Consider the following 22,926-nt stretch of genomic DNA (forward strand, 5'->3'; position numbering starts at 1 on the left):
TCATGCGGGGACGCGCACCTTCACCGGCACCGACTTGCCCGCGGGCACATGGCTTTCCAGCGCATGATGTTCCAGCGGGATCAGATAGTTGAGTTCGGGGTAATAGCCGCCGATACACCCTTCAGGGATGTTATACTCGACGACGCGCAGACCCTCGACCACCCGGTCCTGCCCGTCATCGGCATCGCTTTCCAGCGCGATGGTCTGTCCGTCCGACAGGCCCAGCCTGGCAATGTCGGCCTTGTTCATCATCGCCACCATGCGCGTCCCGCTGATCCCCCGGAAGCGATCGTCATAGCCATAGATGGTCGTGTTGAACTGGTCGTTCGACCGCAACGTGATGAGGCGCATCCGCCCCTCGGCGAGGGGGATACCCGACGCATCCATCGCGCGCGGCACGTTGAACTCGGCCTTGCCGCTCTCGGTTTCCCATTTGCGGTGCGAGGCGGGATTGCCCTTCCAGAAGCCGCCGGGCTCGAACAGCCGTTCGTTGAAGTTGGCGAACTTGTCGGGATAGACATTCTCGATCGCGGTGCGGACCAGTCCGTAATCGCCGACCCATTCGTCCCATGGCACGTTCGGATTGGGCGGCAGAACCGCCTTGGCGATCCCGGCGACGATGGCGGGTTCGGACAGCAGCGTGTCGGCGGCGGGCGTCGCCTTGCCGACCGAGCCATAGATGTGGCTGAACGAATCCTCCATCGACACGGCCTGGCGACCGCCCTTCTGCATATCGGTTTCCAACCGGCCCAGGCAGGGGAGGATGTAGCTTTCCTCGCCCGGCACCAGATGGCTCTTGTTGAGCTTGGTCGCGATATGAACGGTGATAGGCAGCTTCGCCCAGGCCGCCTTCATCCTGGCATGTTCGGGCGTGGCGCGCAGGAAGTTGCCGCCGAGCTGGACGAATCCTTGCGCGGTCCCGGCGATGATCTGGCGGCAGGCTTCGACCGTGTCCCAGCCCTTTTCGGTCGGGGGCTCGAACTCGAACAACTCCTTCAGCCGCTCGACGGGGGCGAGTTCGGTCTTCTCCGTGATGCCGACGGTGCGCTGGCCCTGCACATTGCTGTGCCCGCGAACCGGCCCCGGTCCCGCACCCTCGCGCCCGATATTGCCGCGAAGCAACAGGAGGTTGACGATCATGTGCAGCGCGTCGATCCCGTAACGGTGCTGGGTGATGCCCATGCCGTACACCGCGATCACCCGCTCCGACTTCATATAGACGCGCGCGGCCTGTTCGATGGCGTCGCGGGTCAGGCCGGAATCGCGGATGATCTCGCTCCACGCCGCCTGGCGGCAGTAACTCGCGAAATCCTCGAACCGGGTCGTGTGCTGCTCGATGAAGTGATGGTCGAGGATGCGCTTGGTGCCCTTGGCGAGCGCGCGGTCATCCTCCTCGATCACCAGCTTGCAAATGCCGGTCAGCGCGGCGATGTCGCCGCCCGCCTTCACCTGGTGATATTGGGTCGAGATGTCGGTCGAGCTGCCGGTCAGCATCTGTATCGGGTTCTGCGGCGAGGCGAAGCGTTCCCAGCCGCGTTCGCGCAGCGGGTTGAACGTCACGATCTCCACCCCGCGCTTGGCGCAGGCCTGGAGATTGTGGAGCATGCGCGGCGCGTTGGTCGCGACATTCTGCCCGAAGGAGAAGATCGCGTCGCACTTGTCGTAATCCTCCATCTGGATCGTCGCGACGGGCGAGCCGATGGCGGATTTGAGCCCGACCGAGGTCGTCTCGTGGCACATGTTGGAGCTGTCGGGCAGGTTCTGCTGCCCCCACATCCGCGCGAACAGCGAATACATGAACGAGGTTTCGAGCGAGGCGCGGCCCGAGGCGTAGAGCACGACCTTGGTCGGGTCGCAGGTCTTCAGCTTGGCGCCGATCGCCGCGAACGCCTCGTCCCAGCTGACCGCGACATATTTGTCGCTCGCGCGGTCATAGCGCATCGGATGGGTCAGGCGGCCCGCCTGCTCCAGATCATGGTCGGGCCATGCCTCCAACTCCTTGACCGTATGCCTGGCGAAGAAATCGGGCGTGACGCGAAGCGAGCTGAGCTCCCACGCGGTCGCCTTGGCCCCGTTTTCGCAGAACTCGGCGATGTGCGGCTTGGCGGGTTTGCCCCAGGCGCAGCTGACGCACATCACCCCGCCGGGCTTGTTCTGGCGGCGCAACGTGTCGAGCGTCTCGGGCCCCAGCCCCTCCTTGGGGAGGATCTTGGCCATGCCCTTCATTGATCCCCAGCCGCCGGCGGGGGCGGTATATTTGGTGATCTTCACATCGTCGTCGTCGCGCATCAGGCCCATCTCCACTTGCAGCGTCAAACGAAGTTAGCGCCGAATGGCCGCATGAGAAGCGGTTCATTTTTGTCGCTCGCGCGACTATCTAGGGCGCAAACATGCTTCACAGGACTATGACATGACCACCCACGCCACCCGCATGCTCATTCTCGGCTCGGGGCCCGCCGGGCTGTCCGCCGCCATCTACGGCGCGCGCGCGGGGATGCAGCCGATCGTGGTGCAGGGCATCCAGCCGGGCGGCCAGCTGACCACCACCACGGATGTCGAGAATTATCCGGGCTTTGCCGACGTCATCCAGGGCCCCTGGCTGATGGAGCAGATGCAGAAGCAGGCGGAACATGTCGGCGCGCGGATGATGTGGGATACCATCACCCAGGTCGATCTGACCAACCGCCCGTTCCGCCTGATCGGCGACGGTGGCGACGTCTATGAGGGCGAGGTGCTGGTCATCGCGACGGGCGCGCAGGCCAAGTGGCTGGGCCTCGACAGCGAAGACGCGATGAAGGGCAAGGGCGTGTCGGCCTGCGCGACCTGCGACGGCTTCTTCTATCGCGGCAAGAAGGTCGCGGTGATCGGCGGCGGCAACACCGCGGTCGAGGAAGCGCTGTACCTGACCAACCATAGCGACGACGTGACGCTGATCCACCGCCGCGATTCGCTGCGCGCCGAGCGCATCCTGCAGGAGCGGCTGTTCGCACATCCCAACGTCAAGGTGCTGTGGAACAAGGAAGTCCGCGAGTTCGTCGATGGCGGCGGCAATGCGGGCCTCGTCGCGCTCGATCTGCTCGACACGGTCACGGGCGAGCATAGCCGCCTGGACGTGGAGGGCGGTTTCGTCGCGATCGGCCATCACCCGGCGACCGAGCTGTTCCGGGGGCATCTGGAGCTGGATTCGGACGGCTATATCGCGGTCGAGACGGGATCGACCCGTACCAGCGTGCCCGGCGTGTTCGCGTGCGGCGACGTGGCGGACAAGGTCTATCGCCAGGCGGTGACGGCGGCTGGCACCGGCTGCATGGCCGCGCTGGATGCCGAGCGGTTCCTGGCGGCGGCGGAGTTCGAAGATCTGGCCAAGGCGGCGGAGTAAAAAATCCTCCCCGATACGGGGAGGGGGACCGCCGCGAAGCGGTGGTGGAGGGGGCGTGCCGCAAAGAGCGACCTATATGGAGGCCCCCCTCCGTCAGCCCTTCGGGCTGCCACCTCCCCATGCTGGGGAGGATTCAGCTCAACCGATCGATCGCCTCCAGCGTCAGCGACCCCGGAATGATCATCACCGGCACGGGTAGCGCGCCCGCGTCGGTGCCCGAGAAATGGCTGACCAGCTTGCCCGGCGCGCCGCTGGCGGCGGCGCCCAGCACCAGCGCGGCGATGTCGGGATTGGCCGCGATCATCTCGCGGATCACCTTGGGTGCATCGCCCTCGCGCACCGTGATCGAGGGACGCAGCCCCGATTCGTCGAGCAGCGTGCCCGCCGCGCTCGCGACCAGCGCCTCGGCCTGCTGGCGCGCCTCGTCCTCGATCGTCGCCTGGACGCCGCCGAACGCGATGAATTCCTGCGGCGGCAGGACGGTCAGGATCTCGACGCCGCCGCCCGTCTTCACCGCGCGTCGCGCAGCAAAGCGCAGGGCGATCACCGATTCCGGACTGTCGTCGATCACGACCAGATAGATACGCATGGCGGCCCCCCAATTTGTGTCGAATGGATGCCGTTACATAACATTTCGTGCAAGGCCATGACTTGACCGGGCGCAATTCGGGCGCAAGAGACGGGCCGCTACGGAATTGGTTTGCCCCGAGAGGACCTCCATGTCGATCGAGATCAAGATGCCCGCGCTGTCGCCGACCATGGAGGAAGGCACGCTGGCCAAATGGCTGGTGAAGGAAGGGGATACGGTGAAGTCCGGCGATATCATGGCCGAGATCGAAACCGACAAGGCCACGATGGAATTCGAGGCGGTGGATGAAGGCGTGATCGCCAAGATCCTCGTCGCCGAGGGTTCGGACAATGTGAAGGTCGGCACCGTCATCGCGATCCTGGCCGAAGAGGGCGAGGACGCCGCGTCGGTTCAGGCGCCGTCCAAGTCGGGAACCCCGGCTCCGGCCAAGCCGATGCCGACCGACCCCACCGATCCCAACAAGACCGGCAGCGAAGCCAAGCCCGTCGAGCGCACGGTCGAACAGGCCGAGGATCATGGCAAGCCCGCCGATTCGGGCAAGCAGGCCGGCCAGGGCGGCCGCGCGATCGCCAGCCCGCTGGCCCGCCGCATCGCCTCGCAAAAGGGTCTCGACCTGTCGGCGCTGACCGGATCGGGCCCCAACGGCCGCATCGTGAAGGCGGACGTCGAGAATGCGCAGCCGGGCCAGGCCAAGGCTGCGGCTCCGGCCGCGTCGACCTCGGCTCCGGCGGAAACCGCCTCGGCCCCCGTCGCCGCGCCCAAGCCCGCGCAGGTGCCGGACATCCCGCACGAGGCGTCGAAGCTGTCCAACATGCGCAAGACGATCGCGCGTCGCCTGACCGAGTCGAAGCAGCAGGTTCCGCACATCTATCTGACGGTGGACGTGCGTCTCGACGCGCTGCTCAAGCTGCGTGGCGAGCTGAACGCCGGTCTCGAATCGCGCGGTGTGAAGCTGTCGGTCAACGACATGCTCATCAAGGCGCTGGGCGTCGCGCTGATGGCGGTGCCGAAGTGCAACGTCATGTTCACGCCCGACCAGCTGATCAGCTTCAAGCGCGCCGACATCTCGGTCGCGGTGTCGACCCCGGCGGGCCTCATCACCCCGATCGTGTCGGAGGCCGATACGCGCTCGCTGTCGTCCATCTCGACCACGATGAAGGACCTGGCCACCCGCGCCCGCGACAACAAGCTGCAGCCGCATGAATTCCAGGGCGGCACCGCCTCGATCTCGAACATGGGCATGTTCGGCATCAAGCAGTTCGAGGCGGTCATCAACCCGCCGCAGGGCATGATCCTGGCGATCGGCGCGGGCGAGAAGCGCCCCTATATCGTCGACGACCAGCTGGGCGTGGCGACCGTCATGTCGGCGACCGGCAGCTTCGACCACCGCGCGATCGACGGGGCCGATGGCGCCGAGTTGATGAAGGTGTTCAAGGAGCTGGTCGAGCGTCCGCTGGCGATGCTGGCCTGATAGACCGGGGGCGGGCGCCATGCGGGTTCGGATCGAGCTGTTCTATATCGGCCTGGGGCTGATCGCGGCGCTCGTCATGACCTGGGCCGCGGCCTGGGCCTATCCGCTGGGCCGCACCGAAATCTGGTGGTGCGGCGTGGCGGCGATGGTCGCGACGATGGCGATGGGCATCGGCCCGCTCCACCGGGCGCGCATTGCCGACCGCATGGCACGGAGACACGCCGAACAATGAGCACGCTGCCCGATCAGAACCCCACCATCCGCGTCACCGCCATGCCGTCCGACGCCAATCCTTATGGCGATATCTTCGGCGGCTGGCTGATGGGCCAGATGGACCTGGCGGCGGGTTCGGTGGCGTCGCGCCATTCGGGCGGCCGCGCGGTCACGATCGCGGCGGAGGGGATGAAGTTCCACGCCCCCGTGCTCGTCGGCGACGAGGTGTCGGTCTATGCGACGCTGGTCCGGGTCGGCAACACGTCGATGACGATCGAAGTCGAGGCCTGGCGCCGCGCCCGCCACGTCGAGGATGCGACCAAGGTGACGCAGGCCCGCTTCGTGTTCGTCGCGACCGACAAGGACCGCAAGCCGCGCAGCGTTCCGCCGCTGACTCCCGCGCAAGACTGATTGAAATTTTCTCGGGGTCACACCCCACGCACCGCCAAGGCGCGCGTTCAGAAGGAAGAGCAACGTGGCTGACACTTACGACCTTATCGTCCTCGGCTCCGGCCCCGGCGGCTATGTCGCGGCGATCCGCGCGAGCCAGCTTGGCCTGAAGGTCGCGATCGTCGAGCGCGAGCGGCTGGGCGGCATCTGCCTCAACTGGGGCTGTATCCCGACCAAGGCACTGCTGCGCTCGGCCGAGGTGTATCACTATATGACCCATGCCGCGCAATACGGCCTGTCGGTCGAAAAGCCCTCGTTCAGCCTGGACAAGGTGGTCGATCGCAGCCGCAAGGTCGCGGGCCAGCTGAATGCCGGCGTCAAGGGCCTGATGAAGAAGAACAAGGTCGCCGTCCATGAGGGCGTCGGCACGATCACCGGAAAGGGCAAGCTGTCGGTCGTCCAGGGCGACAAGACCACCGAGCTGACCGCCAAGCACATCATCGTCGCCACCGGCGCGCGCGCCCGCGACCTGCCCTTCGCCAAGGCGGATGGCGAGCGCATCTGGACCTATCGCCATGCGATGGTGCCGCCCGCCATGCCGACCAAGCTGCTGGTCATCGGATCGGGTGCGATCGGCGTCGAGTTCGCCAGTTTCTACAACGACATGGGCGCGGAAGTGACCATCGTCGAGATGCTCGACCGGATCATGCCAGTCGAGGACGCCGAAGTCAGCGACTTCATGACCAAGCAGCTGACCAAGTTCGGCATGACCATCAAGACCAAGACCGGCCTCGAAAAGCTGGAGGCGACCGCATCGGGCGTCAAGGCGACGATCAAGGGCCCGGACGGTAAGGTCGAGACCGCCGAGTTCAGCCATGCGATCGTCGCCATCGGCATCGTCCCCAACACCGAGAATATCGGCCTGGAAAAGCTGGGCGTCGAGACCGATCGCGGTCACATCAAGACCGACGGCTATGGCCGCACCAATGTCGACGGCATCTGGGCGATCGGCGACGTGACGGGTGCTCCCTGGCTGGCGCACAAGGCCAGCCATGAGGGCGTGATCGCCGCCGAGGCCATCGCGCAGGCACTGGGCAACAAGGACGTCCACCCGCATGCGATGGACAAGGGCAACATCCCGGGCTGCACCTATTCGCGTCCGCAGGTCGCCAGCGTCGGCCTGACCGAAGCGAAGGCCAAGGAAGCCGGTTACGAAGTGAAGGTCGGCAAGTTCCCCTTCATCGGCAACGGCAAGGCGATCGCGCTGGGCGAGGCCGAGGGTTTCGTGAAGACCGTGTTCGACGCCAAGACCGGCGAGCTGCTGGGCGCGCACATGGTCGGCGCGGAAGTGACCGAGATGATCCAGGGCTATGTCGTCGCCCGCCAGCTGGAGACGACCGAGGCCGAGCTGATGGAAACGGTGTTCGCGCATCCGACCATCTCGGAATCGATGCACGAGTCGGTGCTGGCCGCCTATGGGCGCGCGCTGCACATCTGATCCGGTTTTCCGGTTTCAGAATCGGGAAGGGGCTCGCTGCGGCGGGCCCCTTTTTCGTTGGGGCATGCCCTTGGCCTTCGACTTCGCTCAGGCTGAACGGAGCGAGGGAATGATGCCGCTCCCCAATCCCCGTTCAGCCTGAGCGAAGTCGAAGGCCACGCCCAACCCTCACCCCAATTCGGCCAGGACCGCCTCGCTGTCGCGCAATTCGGCAAAATCCGCCGCCAGCAATCCCATGGTGACATCGAAGATCGCTTGCGCCTCCAGCCCGGCGGAGGGCAGGTCGAAGCCCAGCACCGCATCCGGCACCACCGTCACCGCAAAGCCCAGATCGGAGGCCGCGCGGACCGTCGAGTTGACGCAGAACCCCGCCACCGCCCCCACGATGTGGAGATGCGACAGCCCCTGTTCGTGCAGATGCGCCGCCAGCGGCGTCGTGGCGAAGGCGGAGGAACTGCGCTTCACGAAGATCGCCTCACCGGGCCGCTCCACCGCGCAGGCCATTGGCGGATAGCCGGGCGCGTCGGGATGTAGCGGCGAGGTCGGGTCGGCCTCGGCATGGCGGATATGGATGACCGGCCGCCCGGCCCCGCGAAACGCCTCGGCCAGCGCCTCGATCCTGGCGGGGGCATCCCCGTTGACGTGCGGACGCCCGGCGTCGATCCGGTCCTGCATCGCCTGTTGCATGTCGATGATCACCAAGGCGCTGGTCATGCCCACTCGCTCCCCCATCTTCGCTGCAATGCCCCTAATCCACGCGGGGGGCCGCGCAAAGGCCATGGCCGATCGGTCTATCCGGGCCATCCTGCCGCATTTCGCTTGCGAAACGGATGGTTTTGGCCGCATCGGTCGCATCCGCAACAGTTCGACCGGCGAGCCATGACCCGAGCCCTTTCCCACCGCCTGCGCATCGCCATCGCGGCGCTGATCCTGTTCGGGCTGAGCCTGCTGATCTTCGCGCCGGGCTATGTCGAATATGACAGCGTGGGCCAATATGCGCAGGCGCTGACCGGGACATATGACGACTGGCACCCGCCGATCATGGCCCGGCTCTGGTCGCTGTTTCCGGGGCAGGGGGCGCGGCCGATGCTGGTCCTGCAACTGGCGACATGGTGGCTGGGGCTGGGGTGTATCGCGGCGGCGATCGTCGACCGGCGGCCGCGCGCGGCGCTGGGCGTGCTGGCGGTCGGGCTGGTGCCGCCCTGGCTGGGCTGGCAGGTGGCGATCCTGAAGGACGCGCAGATGACCGGCGCGGCGCTGGCGGCGGTCGGCATCCTCGGCTGGTGGCGATTGCGCGGGCAGCGTGTTCCCGGATGGGGCTGGGCGGCGGCGGGCATGCTGCTCGCCTATGCGGCGCTGGTCCGGGCCAATGCGATCTTCGCCATCGCGCCGCTGGTCGCCTTGCTCGTCGCCGATCGCTGGGGCCGCCGGATCGCGATCACCGTCGCGCTGACGCTGGCGACGCTGGCGGTCGCGCCGCTCGTCAATCACAAGCTTCTCGGAGCAAAGCCCAGCGGCGTCGCGCGATCGCAGGCGCTGTACGATCTGGCCGGAATCGCCGTGCGGGTGCCCTATGACGCGCGGCTGGGCTTCACCCCGCAGGAGGTCGCCGAAATCCGCGCCAAGGGGTGCGTGAAGCCGTTCTTCTGGGACCCGCTGGGCGAGCCCGCGCGGTGCGGCACCCGGTTGCAGCGGTTCGAGACGATCCCGCCTTCGCGTCTCTATGCCCGGCTGGCCCCCGCCATGCTGCATCATCCGCTGGCCTATGCGGCGCAGCGGCTGGCGCATGTCAATTCGACCTGGCGTCTGTGGGTGCCGCCGCGCTGGCCCAACGCCGCGCCGCCGCAGGGCAGCGAGCCGAACGACTATGGCCTGGGCCATCCGGGGCCCGTCGCGCTGACGTGGCAGCGCATGGCGAGCCCCTGGGTCGATGCGCCGGTCATGTGGCCGATCGTCTGGATCATCCTGGCGGCGGGCGGTCTGGCGGTGACGCGGGGGAGCGGGCTGGCGGGGGCGTTGTTCGGATCGGCGCTGGGACTGGAGGCCAGCTTCCTGGTCGTCAGCGTCGCTTCGGATTTCCGCTATCACCTGTGGCCAGTCATGGCCTGCGCGCTAGGGCTGATCCTGGCCAAGCCGTGGCAGGGCGACCGGCGCATCGTCCGCACGACGCTGGCGGGGTTGGTCGCGGTGCTGCTGCTCGGCGGGATCGCACGGGCGACCATGGCCGTGCCGCCGCAAAGCTATCAGGGCATGCTGGTCTGAACCCGAAATCCGGTCGGCGGCGTTACCCCGCCGAAAGGAGCCGCAAATGGCCGACGACCACGACCAGATCTATGCCGACTTCAAGGAGGCCGTGAACATGGCCCCCGCCGAACTCGAGAAATTCCTCGGCAGCGACGAGTCGAAGGAGGTCGGGCAGAAGAAGGACGGCGCCGACGAAAGCGTGGGGCATGAATCGGGCGGCAAGATTGTCGCGATCAAGCGCAAGAAGAAAGCCGATCTGACCGACGACGACTATGCGCATATGAAGAAGGTCGTCGGCTATGTGCACCGGCATCTGAAGCAGGGCGGCCCCGACAAGGATGTCGAGCATTCGCCCTGGCGCTATTCGCTGATGAACTGGGGGCATGACCCGCTGAAGGACTGAGATGCCCGGAACGCCGTTCAGTTTGAGCGAAGTCGAAGGCCACGCCTAGTCCTCACCCCATGCCGCCGCCGCCCCCGCGAAGGCCGGGGTCCAGTCGGGGTGGTCTATCGAGCACGTCACGGACTGGGTGGCCACTGGACCTCGGCCTTCGCCGGGGTGGTGGTTGGGGTCGGGGCGACCGGATTCCCTTGGCCTTCGACTTCGCTCAGGCTGAACGGGGGATGGGGATACCGGCTCCAAGGTGATGGAGATGGAAAAAGGGCCCGGTCTTTCGACCGAGCCCCTCTTTGCCCCCGATGGGAAAATCAGGCAGCAACGTCGTACGGCTTGATCTCGCCCGCCAGATACAGGTTGCGGGCCTTGGCACGGCTCAGCTTGCCCGAGCTGGTGCGGGGCAGGGTGCGCGGCGGGATCAGTTCGATGACGCAGTTCATGCCGGTCACCGCGCGCACGCGCTCGCGGATCTCGTCGCGCAGGCGGGCGCGCTCCTCGTCGTCCGAGCTGCGGCACTGGACCAGCACGGCGGGGGTTTCCTCGCCGCCCGGCGTGGTGATGGCGAAGGCGGCGATGTCGCCCGCCTTGAAGCCCGGCAGCTGCTCGACCGCCCATTCGATATCCTGCGGCCAGTGGTTGCGGCCGTTGACGATGATCATGTCCTTGGCGCGGCCGACGATGTAGATATAGCCCTTGGACATATAGCCCATGTCGCCGGTGTCGAGCCAGCCATCGACCATGCAGGCTTCGGTCGCGGCCTGGTCGCGGAAATATCCGACCATGACCGACGGGCCCTTGCACCACACCTTGCCGATCGCCCCGTCGGGAAGCGGCGTACCGTCCTCCTCGCGAATCTCGATCACCATGTCGCGCGCGGGCTTGCCGCAATTGACGATGGCGCGGAAACGCTGCGGACGGTCGGTGCCGCGTGCGCCGCCCGACAGCTGGGTTTCCTCGACCAGCTCGACGCGGATGCCTTCGCCCGGCGGCATGATCGACACCGCCAGCGTCGCCTCGGCCAGGCCATAGGAGGGCAGGAAGGCGGTCGCCTGGAAGCCCGCATCGGCAAAGGCGTCGACGAAGGACTGCATGACGTCGGGACGGATCATGTCCGCGCCATTGCCCGCGATCCGCCAGCGCGACAGGTCGAAACGGTCCGACGCCTTGGTCTGCGACGAGATGCGGCGCGCGCAGATGTCATAGCCGAAGGTCGGCGAATAGCTGACCGAAGTACCCGGATTGCGGCTGATCATGTCGAGCCAAGCGAGCGGGCGACGCGCAAAATCCTCGGTCTTCAGGTAATCGGTCGACACCTGGTTGGCGACCGGCGACAGGAAGCAGCCGACCAGGCCCATATCGTGATACCAGGGCAGCCACGAGACGCAGCGGTCGCTCTCCTGGATCTTCATGCCATGGCTGTGCGCGGCCAGATTGTTGAGCAGCGCATGGTGGGTGATCGCCACGCCATGCGGAAAGCGGGTCGAGCCGCTGGAATATTGCAGATAGGCGATCGCGTCCGACTTAGCCTCGGGCAGCGGCGCCTCGGGCGCCTCGCGAGTGGCGAAGCTGTCCCAGTCGATCCCCTCGACGCCCGCGGCCTCGGCCGCCGCACCCGCCATCTGCGCCAGTTCGGGCGGGAAGATCAGCATCTTGGGGTCGCAGCTGGCAAGCTGGACGCGCAGTTGCTCGATATAGCTGTCGCGCCCGCCGAACGAGGTCGGCAGCGGCAGCGGCACCGGCCAAGCGCCCGCATAGATCACGCCGAAGAAGAGGGCGGCGAATTCCGGGCCCGTCTCGGCGACCAGTGCGATCCGCTCCTCGGGGCGCACGCCGCTGGCGATCAGGCGGCGGGCGCAGGCCAGCGCGTCGTCGCGCAGCTCGGAGAAGGGATAGGGACGGGTCAGGACCCCGCGCGCATCGTGGAAGTTCAGACCGCGCGAGCCCGAGGCGGCATAGTCCAGCGCCTCGCCCAGCGTATTGAAGTCGGCGAAGCGGCGCGGCAGCGCATCTTCGGTCGGCGTCGCGATGATGGCGCGCGCGTCGTCCTGATGGTGCTCGATCGTCATGGCCTTGCCTTCGTTCCTTATGCTCTTGCGTCGTCCGGGCCGCGGGGCCGCGGAGACGAGTATGATTCTTTCGCCGGATGGACGGCGGCTTCCCGCGTTCTAATTCCAGTGTCAGTGTGGCACAAACAAGGCGTGTCTGCCGATCGTCGCCCGCCAAAGCCCCTTGATCCCAAATTGCTGGAGCAGATCGCGCTGCGCTATGTCGAGCGTTTCGCGACGACCGAGGGCAAGCTGGTCGAGTATCTGGCTCGCAAGCTGCGCGAACGCGGCTGGGCGGGGGAGGATGCGCCCGATCCGCGAGGACTGGCGGTCAGGATGGTCGAGCTGCGCTATATCGACGACCGCGCCTATGCCGAGATGAAGGCGGCGTCGCTCGCTCGCCGGGGGCTGGGCGCGCGGCGGGTGCGACAGGCGTTGCAGGCGGCGCGGGTCGGGCCCGAGGATCACGAGGCGATTGCAGGGCAGGTGGCGGAGGCGGCGCGCGACGCCGCGCTGGCCTTTGCCCGGCGGCGGCGAATCGGGCCTTTCGGCGACGGCGAGGCGGATCGCGCGCTTCGCGAGAAGCAGTTCGCGGCGATGCTGCGCGCCGGTCATGACATGGCGCTGGCCCGGCAGATCGTGTCGGCGGCGCCCGGCGAGATGATCGACGACCGGGAATATTGATCCAAATGCGGCAAATTTTCCTTCAAGCAAAGAATCTTGGCCGTTTCGTCCCACTCCGGACCAGCAAAAAGTGATCCGCCTCGCATTGCGGGTGCGAACAAAGATGCTAGCAATGCATCCAAGGGTGCGATGATGCTGGATGAAACGCCAAATACAGGGGGCGGCATCGACGGCGAAGCGGCGGATGCGGCCGTAAGGCTGACGGGGGTCGTCAAGTGGTTCGATGTGACGCGCGGCTTCGGCTTCGCGGTCGCGGACGATCGGGCGTACGGGGATGTGCTGCTGCACTTCACCGTGCTTCAGGCGCATGCCCGGCGCAGCCTGCCCGAAGGCGCACGGGTGGAGATGCTCGCGGTGGAGCGGGGGCGCGGCTATCAGGCGCGCGAGGTGCTGAGCATCGACCTGACACATGCCGTGCCCGAAATGCCCAAGCGGCCCCGCTCGCCCGACAGGATCGATCCCGAGACGCTGGTCGATGCCGCGGGCGATCCCGAACTGGTCGCGGTCAAATGGTTCAACCGGCTGAAAGGCTATGGCTTTCTGCTGCGCGACCGCGACGGGGCGGATATCTTCGTGCATATGGAGACGCTGCGGCGCGGCGGCCTGATCACGGTCGAGCCGGGGCAGCCGCTGGCCGCGCGGATCGTCGATGGGCCCAAGGGGCCGTTGGCGGTGGTGGTGACGGAAAGGATGTAAGGCGTGCGACAGCGGGCTATGGGGGCGGGGCGCGGCATGGCGCTCGCGTTGGGGCTGGCCGCGATCCAGCTGACCGGCTGTTCGGGCGCAGAGCAGGCCAAGACGGCGGACGCCCAGCAGGCGCCGAAAGTGCCGGTGACCATCGTCGCCGCGTCAGGCAAGCAGCAACTGCACGTCGAACAGGCGCGCACTGCCGCCGAGCAGCAGCAGGGGCTGATGTACCGCACCGACCTGAAGCGCGATGACGGCATGTTGTTCGCGCCCTATCCGCCCGAAGGAGGCGGCCCGCGCGAGGCGAGTTTCTGGATGAAGAACACGCCGACCTCGCTCGACATCATCTTCATTCGCGCCGACGGCACCATCGCGCGCATCGCCGAGGATACCACGCCCTTCTCGGAAACCCCCATCCCTTCGGGCGAGCCGGTCGCGGCGGTGCTGGAACTGGTCGGCGGCCGCGCGGCCGAACTGGGCCTGTCGGAGGGCGATTCGGTGTCCTGGGCGAAATGAGGCCGTTCGGGGCGGGTAACCTCTGAACCACGCCAAACCCCTCCCCGCTGCCGGGAGGAGGGGCTTCATGTGCCCCATGCATGCGGAACGCGGTTGAAGGGCGGCGACAGCCGGGCTACACGGCGCGTCATGGGCATCAACCTCAATCCCTTCACCTGGTGGAACGGCGCCACCATCGGCACCTGGTTCGGTCTGCGCGGCAAGGCGCAGGTGGGCGAGGATGCCCACGGCAATGTCTATTATGAAGGCGGCAGCGACACCGCCGGACGCCCGCGCCGCTGGGTGATCTACAAGGGCTCGAACGATGCCAGCCGGGTTCCGGCGGAATGGTTCAGCTGGCTGCATCATCAGATCGAGGATGTGCCCGACCGCTCGCTGCCGCTGCGTCGCGCGTGGCAGAAGCCGACCCTGCCCAACCAGACCGGCACCGCCATGGCCTATCGCCCGGCCGGTGCGCTCGAAAAGGGCGGCCAGCGCGCCGCCGCGACGGGCGATTACGAAGCCTGGACGCCCGAGGGGTGAAGACGGCTCGCTGGCTGGCCGGCGCTGCGCTGGCGGCCGCGCTGGGCGTGGGGGGCTGGTTCGGCTATCACGCCCTGACCCATAAGGACGGGGCGACCGCCGAGGATGCGGCGGTCAGCCAGATCCTGCCCGACCGCCCCGGCGGCGGGTCGGGGATCGAATCGGTCGATGCGGGCCAAGCGAACCTGCCCAGCGGCGGCACGCCGATGGCCGAGCGCGTCGCGGTGGTCGGCCTGCTCAACAAGCGCAACGGCGTTTCGCGCGAGCTGACGCTGAAGCCGGGCCAGGCGATTCGCGTCGGCGACGCGGTCGTGCGCCTGCGCGCCTGCGAAAAGACCGCATCCTGGGAACCCGAACAGCTGACCGGCGCCTTCGTCCAGCTGGACGTGCGCGGAGCCAATCAGCGGTGGCAGCGCGTCTTTTCGGGATGGCTGTACAAGGAACGCCCGGCGCTGAACGTCGTCCAGCACCCGGTCTATGACGTCTGGGCCAAGAGCTGCACGATGTCCTGGCCCGAAACCGGCCCGGAGACGGTGCCCGCCGCCTCGCCCGGCGCGGCGCCCAAGCGGTCGAGCGCGGCGAAGTCGCCCGCCGCCGACACGCCCGCAGACGAAGCCCCCGGCGCGACCACCCCGGCCAACGCATCGGACAGCAGCGCGACATAATCGTCGCGCCCGATCTCGACCGCGCCCATGGTCGACAGATGCGGGGTCTGGAACTGGCAGTCGAGCAGGCTGTACCCCCCGGCGCGCAGCCGCGCGACCAGCCAGACCATCGCGACCTTGGACGCGTCGGTCCGGCGGCTGACCATCGATTCACCGAAAAAGGCGCGCCCCAGCCCCAGGCCGTACAGCCCGCCAACCAGCTCTTCGCCGTCCCAGCATTCGATCGAATGAGCAAAGCCCATGTCGAACAGGTCGATGAAGACCCGCTCGATCGCGTAATTGATCCAGGTCTCGGGCCGGTCGGGCACGCTTTCGGCGCACATCCGGATGATCGATTCGAACGCGGTGTCGGCGGTCACGCGAAACCGGTCGGCGGCGACCGTCTTGCGCAGCGAGCGCGACAAATGAAAGCCGTCGAGCGGCAGGATCGCGCGCTTGCGGGGCTCGACCCAATAGACATGGTCGGCTTCGCGCGTGTCGGCCATGGGAAAGACCCCCACGGCATAGGCGCCCAGCACGAGATGGGGAGTCAGCCGCTCGACCGGGCCCGGCTGATCCCGCCGGCTCATTTCCCCGACAGCCGCCGTTCGACCGCCCGCCACAGCGTCGCATAGGCCTGCGCCGCCGCACTGCGCGGGGCGAAGGCGCCGATGGGGGCGCGGTGCTCGCCCATCGCCTCGACCAGGCTGGCCATGGGGATGGCGGGCCAGTCGGGCTGGGCGGTGACGGCCTCTGCATGAAGGCGGCGGCGGCGGTCGACCATGACATGGACCGGCAGGATCGGTACGCGGCCCCGGACATGGCTGTCCACCACCTCCAGCGCGCGGGTCGACAGCGCGGAGGGGACCACCGGCACCACGATAAGGTCGACCGCGCGCAGCACCTGGTCGGTCGTTTCGGTCAGCCCCGGCGGGCAGTCGAGCAGCACCCGGTCATAGCCGTCCAGCCCGTCGATCAGCTTGCCCAGCCGCTTCTTCTTGTCGAGCTGGTGGAACAGCAGGTCGAGCCCGCGCAGCGAGGTGTCGGCGCCGATCAGCGACAGGTTGGGCGTGTCGGTCCGGCGCACCAGCCGTTCGACCGCGACGTCGCGTGAAAAGATCGCCTGCGCCTGGTCGCCGGGGGCCGGGCCGCCCAGCAGCCAGGTCGACGCGGCCTGCGGATCGAGATCCCATAACAGGGTGCGGCGCGCGCACTGGGTCGCCGCGCACCACGCCAGGTTGACCGCCATGCTGGTCTTACCCACGCCGCCCTTCATGCTGTAGATCGCGATCGCCGCCACGATTCGTCCCCCGACCTCCCGAGCCTGCCCCAAGAAAAAGGCCGACGAGGTATCCCCGCCGGCCCGATTTCGATCAAGTCCCTATCGTCCGATTGCCGAACGATGGAAAAAGACGTCTTAGACGTGGCAGCTCTGCGCGGCCTTTTTCGGGGTGGTCAGGGTGATGGTCTTCTCGTCACCCGTCAGGCGCCAGCCACCCTCGGCGGTCAGCGGCTCTCCGGCGGCCGGAGCCTTCAGCACGACCGGCGTCTCGCCTTCCTTCAGGCGGACATTGGCCTGCTTGTCACCCTGGAAGAAGGTGACGTAGGCCAGGCTCTGGTCCTTGCAACGGAAGGTCTTTTCGGCCTTGATCGCGGGCGGCAGTTCGACCGGCGCGCGGTTGGCCAGGACATTGGCCATGGGATCGGGGTTGGTGTCGACCACCTCGGGCTGGCTGGGCTTGGAATTGCACGCTGCCAGGGCGAGCAGCGGTGCGGCGACGATGAGGGGGAGAAGGCTCTTCATAGCGAGGCGTTGCTTCGCAAATGCAGCAATGCCCCGTCAAGCGCGCAGATGGCCGTCGGGGTCGAAATGTCGGGCCTCCGCACGCGCCGCCGCGTCCTCCGCGCCCCGCGACCCGGCCTCGCGCTTGGGGCTTCCCAAGCAAGGCTTTGCTTGCCGAGCGGCGGGGCAGGGGCCATCTAGCGGGCATGGATGCGACACCCGACACGCTGGCCCTGATCGGCAACACCCCGCTCGTCCGTCTGAAGGGGCCGAGCGAGGCCACCGGCTGCGACATTTACGGCAAATGCGAATTCGCCAATCCGGGCGCCAGCGTGAAGGACCGCGCCGCGCTGTTCATCGTCGAGGATGCCGAGGCGCGCGGGGCGCTGCGCCCCGGCGGCACGATCGTCGAGGGGACGGCGGGCAATACCGGCATCGGCCTGGCGCTGGTCGCCAATGCCAAGGGCTATCGCACGATCATCGTGATGCCCGAGACGCAGAGCCGCGAGAAGATGGACACGCTGCGCGCGCTGGGGGCCGAACTGGTCCTGGTGCCCGCCGCGCCCTATTCCAGCCCCTGTCACTTCGTCCACACCTCGCGCCGGATCGCCGAGGAGACGGACAATGCCATCTGGGCCAACCAGTTCGACAATATCGCCAATCGCCGCGCGCATATCATCGGCACCGCCGAGGAGATCTGGACCCAGCTGGACGGGCGGATCGACGGCTTCACCTGCGCGGCGGGCACGGGTGGTACGCTGGCGGGCGTCGGCATGGGGTTGAAGGCGCATGACGAGTCGGTCGTCATCGCGCTCAGCGACCCGCACGGCGCGGCGCTCTACGACTATTATGCGCATGGCGAGCTGAAGTCCGAAGGCTCGTCGGTCGCCGAGGGGATCGGGCAGGGGCGGATCACCGCCAATCTTGACGGCGCGCCGATCGACACGCAATTTCGCATTTCCGACGCGGAAGGCTGGTACTGGGTGCAGCGACTCCTGAGCGAGGAAGGGCTGTGCCTGGGCCTGTCGTCGGGCATCAATGTCGGCGGCGCGGTGGCGCTGGCCAAGGCATTGGGGCCGGGCAAGCGTATCGCAACCATTTTGTGCGATACGGGGTTTCGCTACCTCTCCACGCTCCATAATCCGGCGTGGCGGGCGGAAAAGGGTCTTTAAATCCGGGACGGTGGGGCCGTTCCGGTGGTAGAGGTCGACATCGGTGCAGGCGCAGGATAGTTACACCCACTTCATGAAGTCACCCGACCACCATCATATCATGCAACGTGTGAAGGTCGGTATGATCGGCCTGGCTGCGGTCATCCTGTTGATCGCTGTCGCCAGCACCATCCTGGGATCGCTGAATCGCGACAATCCGCCGGTCGAGACGGCCGGCGCGGCGCAGAGCAACATGGTGGCCGACATGGCCGTGGCGAACGCGACCGCCCCCAGCAGCGAACCGCTGGCCGAACTCGGCGTCGCGCCCGCCCCCGTCAACGCCCAGTCGCCCGCCGAACCCGCCCGCTGATCCACCACACCTGCCTGAATCCGGTCCCGTCATAGCGGGGCGGTGCGGTCCGACGCCTGATCGCGTCGATTGATTCGAATCAAGACCGATTCGGGCGTGCTTCGGCCGGTAACCCGGCTCGGCCGCCGCGCTCCGCCGCCTTTCTTGCCACATCCCGACGCCGTCCGGCGATGATGGGAATCCCTCGGGGAAATCCGGGGATCGGTGCTTCGCGCACCCGTTTTTCGGCACTTTTCCGCCAGTTCGCCGATGCGCTCCCTCCCGCGCCGCGCCCAGCCGTTCGTCGCATATACAGCGATTTAGGAGCGGTTTCCCCGATCATCCCCAAAAATCCCGTTGCCACCCGTTGACGCTATAGGTAAACCCATTCCCAACAGAGGGGCAGGCTCATCATTGTCCAGCAATGGGTCGGAGCGCGGCATCGGCCGGGTTTCGAAGATGTGAGGCCGTGCGCGCCATGTGCGAGGTTGGCGTGTCCGAAAGGGGTTTGTATCAGGGAAGTGGCATTGGCCTTGTCGACGACAAGGGCCGCGTGGCCATCCCCAACGCCCTTCGTTCCACCCTGGCTCAGAACGCGCCGCGCCCCGATGGAAAGGACGGCGGGACCATCATCATCGCCGTACACGAAACCGAACGTTGTCTGATCGCCTATGACCCGGGTTATGTCGCGGTGCTGAAGAAGGAACTGGACGCGCGCACCGAGATGTCGCGCGGGCCCGACGGCCGCATCGACTATAACATCAAGCGCGATCTGGCGAATGGCGAGGCCGTGCCCTTTGACGGGTCGGGCCGTTTTATCATGCCGGGCTTTCCCCGTTTCCATGCCGGGATCACCGGCCATGCCTTTTTCTGGGGCACGTTCGACTATATCGAAATCTGGGACCCCAGGACGCTGGTCGAGACGCCGGGCCTGCCGTCCAAGATGATCTCGGCCGCGCGCTATCACTGTCAGGAAAAGGGGATCGCGCTGTGAGCGATCCCGTGACCCTACCCGCCGACGCCCCGCACATCCCCGTCCTGCTCGACGAGGTGCTGGACGCGCTCGCCATCCAGCCGGGCGAGACGCATGTCGACGGCACGTTCGGCGCGGGCGGCTATACGCGTGCGATGCTGGGCCGGGGGGCGAAGGTCGTCGCCTTCGACCGCGATCCCGACGCGATCGCCAATGGCCAGGCGCTGGTCGCGGCCGCGCCGGGGCTGACCCTGATCCACCGGGAATTTTCTAGCCTGGATCAGGAACTCGATACCCGCGTTGATGGCGTGGTGCTCGATATCGGGGTGTCCTCGATGCAACTCGACCAGGCGGACCGCGGCTTTTCGTTCCAGGGGGACGGGCCGCTCGACATGCGGATGGCGCAGGAGGGGGAGTCGGCTGGCGATTTCCTCAACACCGCCGACGAGGCCGCGATCGCCGACGTCCTCTATCATTATGGCGAGGAACCGCGTTCGCGCCGCGTCGCGCAGGCGATCGTCGCCGCCCGCCCGCTGACCCGCACCGGCGAACTGGCCGCCGTGGTTCGCCGCGCGCTCGGCCATCGCCCGCATGACAAGAAGGACCCGGCGACCCGGACCTTCCAGGCGATCCGCATCCATGTGAACCGCGAACTGGACGAACTGGCCGAGGGGCTGGCGGCGGCGGAGCGCGCGCTGAAGCCGGGCGGGCGGCTGGTGGTCGTCACCTTCCACAGCCTGGAAGACCGCATGGTCAAGCGCTTCTTCCGCGAGCGCGCCGGGCAGATGCCGGGCGGGTCGCGTCACCTGCCGCAACAGGCCGCCGCCGCCGCGCCCAGCTTTGCCCAGGTCGGCAAGGCGGTGCGCGCGGGCGAGGCGGAGCTGGCCCGCAATCCGCGCGCGCGTTCGGCGACGCTGCGCTTTGCGACGCGGACCGAGTCCCCCGCCTGGTCGGCGGGATCGAATGGATTGCCGGGGGGCGAGTTGAGTCAGGAGTTGGGCGTATGACGGCGGCGTATCGGTTGAAGGGGATCGGGTGGTTCGGGAGCTGCGTCGCGGTGGTCCTGGGCTTCTACCTGGTCTCGCTCCAGGTCGCGTCGGAGCGCAAGAAGCTGGACGACGTCAACGCCCGCATCGCCGCCGCGCAGCGCGACATCCGCGCGCTGGAGACCGAGTTCGACACCCGTGCCAACCTGGTCCAGCTGGAAAAGTGGAATGGTGACACGCTGGCGCTGACCGCGCCGGTCGCCGGGCAGTTCGTGGGTGACGAGTCGCAGCTCGCCTCGCTCGACGTGACGCAGGGGCCCGCCGCCGGTGCGATCCAGACCGCCGCGCTCCTCGTCCCCTCACAGCCCCAGCCCGCCCCGGTCGCCCAGCCGGACGCGCCGGTCGCCGTCCCCGCCGCCGCCAAGCCCATCGCGCCCGCTCCCGTCGTCCGGCTCGCCAAGGTCGAGCTGCCCAAGGCCCAGATCGTCAAGGCCGTGTCCGAGCGTGTCGTCGCGACCAAGGGTGCCAAGCCCGCGCCGATTGCGACCGTGCGCACCGCCGCCGCCGTCGCCAAGGTCCGGCCGCAGGCGGTGGCGATGCTCGACCGCCAGCTGCTGTCCGACACGACGCTGGGCGACATTCTGAAGGGGGCCAAGTCCGAATCGCGGCGGCCGCGTTGAGCGTACTCGTCGCACGTCCCACCGGCACGCAGCGTACCGCCGGCCAGCGCCATGCGCTGGTCGCGACGACGCATATGCGGCTGATGATGCTGATGATGCTGTTCGGCGCGGCGGTGCTCGTCGTGATCGGGCGGCTGATGATGCTGGCGATCTTCGCCGGTCCGGCCGACGCGGCGGCGCGCACCGCGACGCTGGCCGGGCGCGGTGACATCGTCGACCGCAACGGCGCGCCGCTCGCGCGCACGATCGACAGCTGGACGATCGCGGTCCATCCCAAGAAGCTGATTGGCGACCCGATGGAGATCGCCGCGCGCCTCGCCGCGCTGATGCCCGATCGCGGCGATCAGGCCTGGTTCTACAACCAGCTGACCCGCAAGGCCAATTTCGTCTATCTGCAACGCCGCGCCAGCCCCGCGCTGGTCGAGCAGGTGAACGCGATCGGCGAGCCGGGGCTGGTCTTCGACCGCGAGACGCAGCGCCTCTATCCGCAATCCAACCTGGCGGCGCACGCGCTGGGCTTCCTGTCGACCGACGGGCACGGCATGAGCGGCATGGAACGCGTCCTCGACCAGCGGCTGCTCGACCCGGCCCAGGCGGGCAAGCCGGTCGCGCTGTCGATCGACACGCGCGTCCAGGCGGCGATGGAGAGTGAACTCGGCCGCGCCATGACGACCTTCTCGGCGCGCGGCGGCGGCGGCATCGTGCTCGACGTGGCGACCGGCGAGGTGATCGCGATGGTCTCGCTGCCTACCTTCAACCCCAATCGGGTCGGCATGGCGGGGGCCGAACAGCTGCGCAACATCACGACGCAGAGCGTGTTCGAGCTGGGTTCGACCTTCAAGCCGATCACCATGGCGACCGCGATGGAGAATGGCGTCGTCACCTCAATGGCGCGGCGCTTCGACGCGACCCATCCGCTCAAGGTCGGCGGCTATACCATCCATGACGAGGCGGGCGATCCGAAGCGCTGGCTGAACATGGCCGAGACGCTGATCTATTCGTCCAACATCGCCACCGCGCGCGTCGCCGACGAGATCGGGCCGCAGCGGATGCAGGCGATGTTCAAGAAGCTGGGCTTCGATACCAAGCCCGATATCGAACTGCGCGAAAAGGGCCGTCCGCTGCTGCCCACCTATTGGGCGCGCACGACGACGATGACGACCGCCTATGGCCATGGCATCGCGGTGACGCCGCTGCACCTCGCCTCGGCCTATGCCGCGCTGGTCAATGGCGGCATCTGGCGGCCCGCGACGCTGTTGAAGGTGGCGCCCGGCCATGCGCCCGAGGGACGCCGCGTGCTGAGCGAGGCGACGAGCGCGCGGATGCGCCAGATGCTGCGGCTGGTCGTGATGCGCGGCACGGGGCGCAAGGGCGATGCGCCGGGCTATCGCGTCGGGGGCAAGACTGGTACGGCCGAGGCGGCGGTGGCGGGCGGCTATGACCGATCGCGCAACGTGGCGACGTTTGCGGCGGCCTTTCCGATGGATGCGCCGCGCTATGTCGTGCTGGCGATGCTCGACTCGCCAAAGGGGACGAAGGAGACGTTCGGGTGGAAGACCGCAGCCTGGAACGCCGCGCCGGTGGTCGGGCGGACGATCACGCGGGTCGGTGCGATGCTGGGCGTCGTGCCGGACGCCAACAAGGATGTGGACGTGTCGGACATTCTGCCGACCCTGTGGCAGGACCCCAAGGCGCCGCCCGTGGATGGACGATGAGGCGCGCGGC

At 67.6% G+C, this 22,926-nt stretch carries 24 protein-coding genes and 1 pseudogene; 18 read left to right on the top strand and 7 right to left on the bottom strand.

The window, feature by feature from the left end:
* Positions 1 to 2,289: an FdhF/YdeP family oxidoreductase gene (locus ACFX59_RS03405; RefSeq protein WP_387429694.1), complete on the bottom strand. Its 2,289-nt coding sequence runs from the start codon at positions 2,287 to 2,289 to the stop codon at positions 1 to 3.
* Positions 2,290 to 2,410: 121 nt separating this feature from the next.
* Between ACFX59_RS03405 and trxB the strand changes: the two genes are divergently transcribed.
* Entirely contained in the window at positions 2,411 to 3,379 is a 969-nt protein-coding gene (trxB, locus tag ACFX59_RS03410) for a thioredoxin-disulfide reductase (protein ID WP_307103346.1), read from the top strand.
* 133 nt (positions 3,380 to 3,512) lie between these two features.
* Here the strand turns inward: trxB and ACFX59_RS03415 are convergent, their stop codons facing one another.
* Positions 3,513 to 3,968 (bottom strand): universal stress protein, encoded by a 456-nt coding sequence (locus ACFX59_RS03415; protein ID WP_307103347.1) that lies wholly within the window; start codon positions 3,966 to 3,968, stop codon positions 3,513 to 3,515.
* A gap of 130 nt (positions 3,969 to 4,098) precedes the next feature.
* On the opposite strand from ACFX59_RS03415, the gene ACFX59_RS03420 reads away from it, so the two are divergent.
* The 4 genes from ACFX59_RS03420 to lpdA all read left to right on the top strand — a co-directional run bounded on the left by ACFX59_RS03420 (position 4,099) and on the right by lpdA (position 7,540).
* Positions 4,099 to 5,439: a pyruvate dehydrogenase complex dihydrolipoamide acetyltransferase gene (locus tag ACFX59_RS03420; RefSeq protein ID WP_387429698.1), complete on the top strand. Its 1,341-nt coding sequence runs from the start codon at positions 4,099 to 4,101 to the stop codon at positions 5,437 to 5,439.
* Between the two features lie 19 nt (positions 5,440 to 5,458).
* Positions 5,459 to 5,671: a hypothetical protein gene (locus tag ACFX59_RS03425; RefSeq protein ID WP_307103351.1), complete on the top strand. Its 213-nt coding sequence runs from the start codon at positions 5,459 to 5,461 to the stop codon at positions 5,669 to 5,671.
* Positions 5,668 to 6,063, top strand: a complete 396-nt coding sequence (locus ACFX59_RS03430; RefSeq protein ID WP_307103353.1) for an acyl-CoA thioesterase — start codon at positions 5,668 to 5,670, stop codon at positions 6,061 to 6,063. The genes ACFX59_RS03425 and ACFX59_RS03430 overlap by 4 nt, the downstream gene beginning before the upstream one ends.
* A 64-nt stretch (positions 6,064 to 6,127) precedes the next feature.
* Complete coding sequence (gene lpdA / locus ACFX59_RS03435; protein ID WP_387429701.1) at positions 6,128 to 7,540, top strand: dihydrolipoyl dehydrogenase; 1,413 nt, start codon at positions 6,128 to 6,130, stop codon at positions 7,538 to 7,540.
* 168 nt (positions 7,541 to 7,708) lie between these two features.
* Here the strand turns inward: lpdA and ACFX59_RS03440 are convergent, their stop codons facing one another.
* Positions 7,709 to 8,254, bottom strand: a complete 546-nt coding sequence (locus ACFX59_RS03440; protein WP_354295555.1) for an isochorismatase family protein — start codon at positions 8,252 to 8,254, stop codon at positions 7,709 to 7,711.
* A gap of 165 nt (positions 8,255 to 8,419) precedes the next feature.
* Here ACFX59_RS03440 and ACFX59_RS03445 point away from each other — a divergent pair, with 165 nt between their 5' ends.
* On the top strand, positions 8,420 to 9,802 hold the full coding sequence (locus tag ACFX59_RS03445; protein WP_387429704.1) for a hypothetical protein: 1,383 nt from the start codon (positions 8,420 to 8,422) through the stop codon (positions 9,800 to 9,802).
* 46 nt (positions 9,803 to 9,848) lie between these two features.
* Positions 9,849 to 10,187 (top strand): DUF3140 domain-containing protein, encoded by a 339-nt coding sequence (locus ACFX59_RS03450; RefSeq protein ID WP_387429707.1) that lies wholly within the window; start codon positions 9,849 to 9,851, stop codon positions 10,185 to 10,187.
* Between the two features lie 305 nt (positions 10,188 to 10,492).
* Here the strand turns inward: ACFX59_RS03450 and ACFX59_RS03455 are convergent, their stop codons facing one another.
* Positions 10,493 to 12,247, bottom strand: coding sequence for a fatty acyl-AMP ligase (locus ACFX59_RS03455; protein ID WP_387429709.1), 1,755 nt, complete (start codon positions 12,245 to 12,247; stop codon positions 10,493 to 10,495).
* 132 nt (positions 12,248 to 12,379) lie between these two features.
* Here ACFX59_RS03455 and ACFX59_RS03460 point away from each other — a divergent pair, with 132 nt between their 5' ends.
* The 5 genes and pseudogenes from ACFX59_RS03460 to ACFX59_RS03480 all read left to right on the top strand — a co-directional run.
* Positions 12,380 to 12,910 carry a regulatory protein RecX gene (locus ACFX59_RS03460; protein WP_387429712.1) on the top strand — a complete coding sequence of 177 codons (531 nt, stop codon included), beginning with the start codon at positions 12,380 to 12,382 and terminating at the stop codon, positions 12,908 to 12,910.
* 132 nt (positions 12,911 to 13,042) lie between these two features.
* Positions 13,043 to 13,606: a cold-shock protein gene (locus ACFX59_RS03465; protein WP_387430258.1), complete on the top strand. Its 564-nt coding sequence runs from the start codon at positions 13,043 to 13,045 to the stop codon at positions 13,604 to 13,606.
* 36 nt (positions 13,607 to 13,642) lie between these two features.
* Complete coding sequence (locus ACFX59_RS03470) at positions 13,643 to 14,113, top strand: DUF192 domain-containing protein (protein ID WP_387430260.1); 471 nt, start codon at positions 13,643 to 13,645, stop codon at positions 14,111 to 14,113.
* Between the two features lie 129 nt (positions 14,114 to 14,242).
* Positions 14,243 to 14,635 carry an NADH:ubiquinone oxidoreductase subunit NDUFA12 gene (locus tag ACFX59_RS03475; protein WP_307104758.1) on the top strand — a complete coding sequence of 131 codons (393 nt, stop codon included), beginning with the start codon at positions 14,243 to 14,245 and terminating at the stop codon, positions 14,633 to 14,635.
* 206 nt (positions 14,636 to 14,841) lie between these two features.
* Positions 14,842 to 15,075, top strand: a pseudogene (locus ACFX59_RS03480) (DUF2155 domain-containing protein); the annotation flags it as partial.
* A 35-nt stretch (positions 15,076 to 15,110) separates the two neighbouring features.
* On the opposite strand, the gene aat reads toward ACFX59_RS03480, so the two are convergent.
* The 3 genes from aat to ACFX59_RS03495 form a co-directional block, all read right to left on the bottom strand.
* Positions 15,111 to 15,869 carry a leucyl/phenylalanyl-tRNA--protein transferase gene (gene aat, locus ACFX59_RS03485; RefSeq protein WP_387429714.1) on the bottom strand — a complete coding sequence of 253 codons (759 nt, stop codon included), beginning with the start codon at positions 15,867 to 15,869 and terminating at the stop codon, positions 15,111 to 15,113.
* A complete protein-coding gene (locus ACFX59_RS03490) occupies positions 15,866 to 16,579 on the bottom strand; it encodes a ParA family protein (RefSeq protein ID WP_307103369.1) in 714 nt (237 codons plus the stop codon). The genes aat and ACFX59_RS03490 overlap by 4 nt, the downstream gene beginning before the upstream one ends.
* Before the next feature lie 117 nt (positions 16,580 to 16,696).
* Complete coding sequence (locus ACFX59_RS03495; RefSeq protein ID WP_307103371.1) at positions 16,697 to 17,083, bottom strand: hypothetical protein; 387 nt, start codon at positions 17,081 to 17,083, stop codon at positions 16,697 to 16,699.
* Between the two features lie 185 nt (positions 17,084 to 17,268).
* Between ACFX59_RS03495 and ACFX59_RS03500 the strand changes: the two genes are divergently transcribed.
* From ACFX59_RS03500 to ACFX59_RS03525, 6 genes are all read left to right on the top strand, one after another.
* Positions 17,269 to 18,234 (top strand): cysteine synthase A, encoded by a 966-nt coding sequence (locus ACFX59_RS03500; protein ID WP_354295566.1) that lies wholly within the window; start codon positions 17,269 to 17,271, stop codon positions 18,232 to 18,234.
* Positions 18,235 to 18,355: 121 nt separating this feature from the next.
* Positions 18,356 to 18,583 (top strand): hypothetical protein, encoded by a 228-nt coding sequence (locus tag ACFX59_RS03505; RefSeq protein ID WP_387429718.1) that lies wholly within the window; start codon positions 18,356 to 18,358, stop codon positions 18,581 to 18,583.
* 457 nt (positions 18,584 to 19,040) lie between these two features.
* On the top strand, positions 19,041 to 19,556 hold the full coding sequence (locus ACFX59_RS03510) for a division/cell wall cluster transcriptional repressor MraZ (protein ID WP_387430262.1): 516 nt from the start codon (positions 19,041 to 19,043) through the stop codon (positions 19,554 to 19,556).
* The gene (gene rsmH / locus ACFX59_RS03515) at positions 19,553 to 20,542 is read left to right on the top strand and encodes a 16S rRNA (cytosine(1402)-N(4))-methyltransferase RsmH (protein ID WP_387429721.1); all 990 of its coding nucleotides are present in this window, start codon (positions 19,553 to 19,555) and stop codon (positions 20,540 to 20,542) included. The genes ACFX59_RS03510 and rsmH overlap by 4 nt, the downstream gene beginning before the upstream one ends.
* Positions 20,539 to 21,201 (top strand): hypothetical protein, encoded by a 663-nt coding sequence (locus ACFX59_RS03520; protein ID WP_387429723.1) that lies wholly within the window; start codon positions 20,539 to 20,541, stop codon positions 21,199 to 21,201. Before rsmH ends, ACFX59_RS03520 begins: the two co-directional genes overlap by 4 nt.
* Positions 21,198 to 22,916, top strand: a complete 1,719-nt coding sequence (locus tag ACFX59_RS03525) for a peptidoglycan D,D-transpeptidase FtsI family protein (RefSeq protein ID WP_387429726.1) — start codon at positions 21,198 to 21,200, stop codon at positions 22,914 to 22,916. The genes ACFX59_RS03520 and ACFX59_RS03525 overlap by 4 nt, the downstream gene beginning before the upstream one ends.
* Positions 22,917 to 22,926 lie beyond the last annotated feature (10 nt).

It is taken from the genome of Sphingomonas sp. NCPPB 2930 (assembly GCF_042867205.1).
Lineage (GTDB): Bacteria > Pseudomonadota > Alphaproteobacteria > Sphingomonadales > Sphingomonadaceae > Sphingomonas.